Origin of the sequence: Kitasatospora sp. NPDC087861, assembly GCF_044742585.1 — a bacterium.
In the GTDB taxonomy this organism is placed as follows: Bacteria; Actinomycetota; Actinomycetes; order Streptomycetales; family Streptomycetaceae; genus Kitasatospora.
On the sequence record NZ_JBIUUS010000091.1, the window covers coordinates 1 to 4,225 of the forward strand.

Below are 4,225 nucleotides of genomic sequence, written 5' to 3' on the forward strand. Positions count from 1 at the left end.
GGTACTGCAGGGGGGACCCTGTGGGAGAGTAGGACGCCGCCGAACAATCATTCACAGAGAACCCCCATCCGGGAAACCGGATGGGGGTTCTCTGCGTTGTGGCTCACCCGTCCTGGAGCTGCTGCTCTTCCTGCGGTTGCGGTTGCGGTTGCGGCTGAGCTTGGGGCTGCGCAGGCTCCGGAGCCGCCGCCTTTCCCCATGCCTGCCGGCTCAGCCACGCGTCCGCGCCGTTGGTGAGCCGGGTGACGCCCGTGCCGTCCGGCTGCATGCTGTAGAGGTCGGCGCCGGCCCCGGCGGCGGCGCTGGCGAAGACGATGGACTTGCCGTCGGGCGCGAAGGACGCGGTGCCGTAGAAGGCGTCGGACGGGGCGGGGGTGAGCGCGCCGATGGCGGTGCCGTCGGGGTGGACGGTGTAGATGCCGCCGCCGGGGGCGTTGTCCGGGCCGGCCGGGTACGTGGTGAAGAGGATCTGCGTGCCGTCGGGGGACCAGTTGGCGCGGTCCCCGGCGCGCAGTTCCCAGGGGGTGAGCTGCCGCAGTCCGGTGCCGTCCGCGCCGACGACGTAGATGGCGCGGCTGTTGGCGGGCTGGCCGGTGGCGCTGGTGCGGTACTCGAAGGTGAGCTGCTTGCCGTCCGGTGACCAGCTGGGGTTGCTCACCTGACCGGAGTACGGCTTGTCGTTGGTGAGGAAGGTGAGCCGCTGGACTTCGGTGCCGTCGGGGTTCATCAGGTAGAGGTCCGAGTACTGGACCTGGTTGCTGCGGGTCCGGTCGAGGGCGCCCCAGGAACGGCTGAAGGCGAGCTGTTTGCCGTCGGGCGAGTAGGCGGGAGCACGCTCGTCCTCGTTGGCGCAGTCGGCAGCACTGGCCTCGCAGAGCTGGCCGATCTGGTGGGCGCCGTCGCCGGAGGCGGACACGGTCCAGAGACGGGCGGCGCCGCTCTGCACGTCGGTCCGGTCGAAGGCGATCGTGCTGCCGTCGGGGGACCAGTCGGGGCGGTCGTCGCTGGTGTGGTTGGGCGGCTGGGTGATCTGGCGCCGGTCGGCGCCGTCGGGTGCGATGGCGACGATGGAGCTGGTGGTGCGGGTGGCGTCGAGGAAGGACACACCGACGATCGGACCGTTGTCCGCGGTGGCCGCGGGCGCTCCGGAGGCGGCGCCGACCAGGCCGGGGGTCGCGGCAGCAGAGCCGGCAGCGCCGGGGCTCGCGGTGGCCGGTGTCGTCTCGGGGGAGGCGGAAGGCGTGTCCGCCTGGATCTCGGACAGTGGGATCTCGCCGGGCTCGGCCCCGCACCCGGTGAGCAGGGTGCCCAGCAGCAGAAGGCCCGCACCGGCGCTTGCGCGGGTGCGGGCCTTGGGCGTGAGCGTGGGTGACTGCCGCGCGCCGGTCATCCGTGCCATCTCCGTCTCCGACCTTTCCGACCTCGCCGACATTGGCTCCGTCCCCGATGTGGGACGAAGGCCCCTCGAAGGAGCTGTCACTGTGTCAGATGGGGGACGCCAGCGGCCGGGCGACACGCAACGCCTCGCGTCCGGTCGGTCACACGGAGTAGAAGGCCTGGCGGAGTGGACGGTCTTGCGGCGCGGCGGAGGAGGAGCGGCGGAGGAGAGGGGGCGGGGCGGGTCAGCCCCGGGCGGCGCGGCGCTCGGCCTTGGCGAGGGCCTCCGCCTCGTCCTCGGCCTCGGCGACCTCCAGAGTGGGCGCGGTGCCACCGAGGTGGGTGGGCAGCCACCAGGTGTCGTCCGCGCCGGAGGGCTTGCCGGGGTACTCGCGCTGGGTCTGGTCGAGCATCTCGCTCATGGCGGCGCGCAGCCGTCTGGTGACCATGACGGGCTTGTCGTTCGGCCCCAGGTGAATCGGTTCTCCGATCATGATGGTGACCGGGACGTGACGCTTGGTCAGGGTCTTCGGGCGGCCCTTGGTCCAGAGCTGCTGGGTACCCCAGAGGACGACGGGCAGTAGCGGGGTGCCGGAGTCGGCGGCCATCCGGGCGGCGCCGGTCTTGAACTTCTTCAGCATGAAGGAGCGACTGATGGTCGCCTCGGGGAACACCCCGACGACCTCGCCGGCCTTGAGGGCGCGCACGGCGGCCTCGTAGGCGGGCTGCCCGTCGGTGCGGTCGACCGGGATGTGCTTCATGCCGCGCATCAGCGGGCCGGAGATCCGGTGCTTGAAGACGTCGTCCTTGGCCATGAAGCGGGTCTTGCGCTTGCCGCCGCGGTAGGCGCCGAGCCCGGCGAAGAGGAAGTCCAGGTAGCTGATGTGATTGCTGACCAGTACGGCTCCGCCCCTGGCGGGGATGTGTTCGGCGCCTACGATCTTGATCCGCACGTCGAGCGCGCGGAAGGCGGTGAGTGCGGCGCCGATCACCGGCGGGTACACGAACTCTGCCACGGTCAGTCCTGACTTCCACGGGCCGGAGCCCGGTACGGCGGTACCCGCGCCGTTGTGTGGAGGCCGATCGGAGCGCGGCACGCCGCGGCGGTCACGGGTGATTCACGGAGATGATCCCCCGAACGAGTGCCTGCTGTCACCTGAGCCGTGCGGTCAAGCGAATATTCGAGGTGTGATCTCCGTGATGAGTTCGGACGGGAACTTTTCCCGTCCGTGACGACCCTGGGGCCCGGGACGCCTCTGGCGTCCAGGGGGCGGTCAGGCCCCGGTGCCGAGGCGGCCCTGCGCGTGCCGGACGAGCGGGTAGATCTCGGATCCGAGGCAGTAGCCGAACGCGGCGTTGAGGAAGGCCGCGGCCAGGGCGGAGGCTGTGGCCAGCAGGCCGAGCCAGGTCACCCCGGTGAGGAAGCCGAGGGTGCCGACGACGGCGAACACCAGGCCGACGCCCTGCGCGAAGCGGGGCGGCCGCTCGTCCTCGGTCTCGGAGGGCGGGGCCAGCCGGGGGAGGAGGAGCGTCCGGTACAGCCAGCCGTACGGGGAGAGCCACAGGCCGCCGAACGCGCCGAGTGCGAAGACGAGAGCCTGGACGGCCAGCAGCACGCCGCTGCCGGTGATCAGGGCGACAGCCAGGACGACTGAGGTGAGCGCGGCGGCGAAGCGGGGACCGCGGGGGTCGATCTGCACGAGGGCTCCGGAAGGGTCGCGACGGGCGGCGGCGGGGCGCGTCAGCGACAGCGGGTGGTGGTGGCCCGGCCCAGGTCGACGACGCGGCGGGAGGTCGGCAACGGCGGAGCGGTGCGGTCGGATTCCACCCGCCGATCGTACGCGGGCCCTGCACTGGTGGTCGACCTCCCTTTCGGGGCCCTGAGGGCGCTGTCGCAGACTAGGGGGATGACCGGGTTGGCGGTGTGCGTTGTCGTGCCGGTGCTGGCGACCACGTTCGGGCTGCCACGGGCCGGGCGCGACGGGAGGCTGAAGGTGCGGACCAAGGACGGGGCGGTACGGCTGTCGGGGGCGGAGCTGGGCGGGGTGCTCGGCGAGCGGGCGACGTTGGTGCAGTTCTCGACGGCGTTCTGTCAGCCCTGTCGCGCCACCCGCCGGGTGCTGGCGGACGTGGCCGGCATGGTCGAAGGGGTGGCGCACGTCGAGGTGGATGCCGAGGAGCGGTTGGAGCTGGTCCGCCGGCTGGAGATCCTGCGCACACCGACCGTCCTGGTGCTGGACGCGGACGGCCGGGTGGTGCGTCGCGCGGCCGGGCTGCCGCGCAAGGCGGATGTGATCGCGGCGCTCGGCCAGGCGGTCTGAGTCGGGGCGTGGCGGGAGGCCGGCCTCGGTCGGGCGGCGGGTGACGGCTGGCCGGGGACAGGGGGCAGCCGGCCGGCGGCGAACAGATGACAGATAACAGATGACAGCGAACAGATAACAGATGACGAAATCTGTTTGCTGTCATCTGTTCGTCGCCCGGCGGACGATCCCGCTGCGGATATGTCGCCCCGTCAGGTGGTGTCGGGGATGGTCTGGGGCAGGATGGGCGCACGCGGAAGTGCAGCCGTCCGGCCTAAGCTACTGGCCAGTAGTGACCACTGGGCTACTGCCGAGTATGCTGCCAGGAAGTTCCGGACCGGCACGGGAACACGCTGCCCGGAGCGGGTGCGTGCCGTGTTCGCGCCCGCTTGCACAGCCGCAGCCGCCGGACGAGACCAGTACAGGAGACAGGCCGTGAGCTTGAGGATCGTTGTCTGTGTGAAGTACGTGCCGGATGCGACGGGTGACCGTCGGTTCGCGGACGACCACACCACCGACCGGGAGGGTGTGGACGGCCTTCTGTCGGA

4 protein-coding genes and 1 pseudogene are annotated in these 4,225 nt (G+C 71.4%); 2 read left to right on the forward strand and 3 right to left on the reverse strand.

Annotation, left to right across the window (positions count from 1 at the left end; all coding sequences use genetic code 11):
- Positions 1-103 precede the first annotated feature (103 nt).
- From ACIOJE_RS41080 to ACIOJE_RS41090, 3 genes are all read right to left on the reverse strand, one after another.
- Positions 104-1,399 (reverse strand): hypothetical protein, encoded by a 1,296-nt coding sequence (locus ACIOJE_RS41080; RefSeq protein WP_400783792.1) that lies wholly within the window; start codon positions 1,397-1,399, stop codon positions 104-106.
- A 223-nt stretch (positions 1,400-1,622) separates the two neighbouring features.
- Positions 1,623-2,393: a lysophospholipid acyltransferase family protein gene (locus ACIOJE_RS41085; protein ID WP_280686434.1), complete on the reverse strand. Its 771-nt coding sequence runs from the start codon at positions 2,391-2,393 to the stop codon at positions 1,623-1,625.
- Between the two features lie 258 nt (positions 2,394-2,651).
- Positions 2,652-3,077: a DUF4395 domain-containing protein gene (locus ACIOJE_RS41090; protein WP_280686433.1), complete on the reverse strand. Its 426-nt coding sequence runs from the start codon at positions 3,075-3,077 to the stop codon at positions 2,652-2,654.
- A gap of 207 nt (positions 3,078-3,284) precedes the next feature.
- Here ACIOJE_RS41090 and ACIOJE_RS41095 point away from each other — a divergent pair, with 207 nt between their 5' ends.
- Positions 3,285-3,698 (forward strand): thioredoxin family protein, encoded by a 414-nt coding sequence (locus tag ACIOJE_RS41095; RefSeq protein WP_280686432.1) that lies wholly within the window; start codon positions 3,285-3,287, stop codon positions 3,696-3,698.
- Positions 3,699-4,112: 414 nt separating this feature from the next.
- Positions 4,113-4,225: pseudogene (locus ACIOJE_RS41100) on the forward strand (electron transfer flavoprotein subunit beta); the annotation flags it as partial.

What these genes read in the sequence shown, in the direction of transcription:
- ACIOJE_RS41080 (WP_400783792.1), bottom strand. Translation starts at nt 1,399, where the DNA reads ATGGCACGGATGACCGGCGCGCGGCAGTCACCCACGCTCACGCCCAAG.
- ACIOJE_RS41095 (WP_280686432.1), top strand. Translation starts at nt 3,285, where the DNA reads ATGACCGGGTTGGCGGTGTGCGTTGTCGTGCCGGTGCTGGCGACCACG.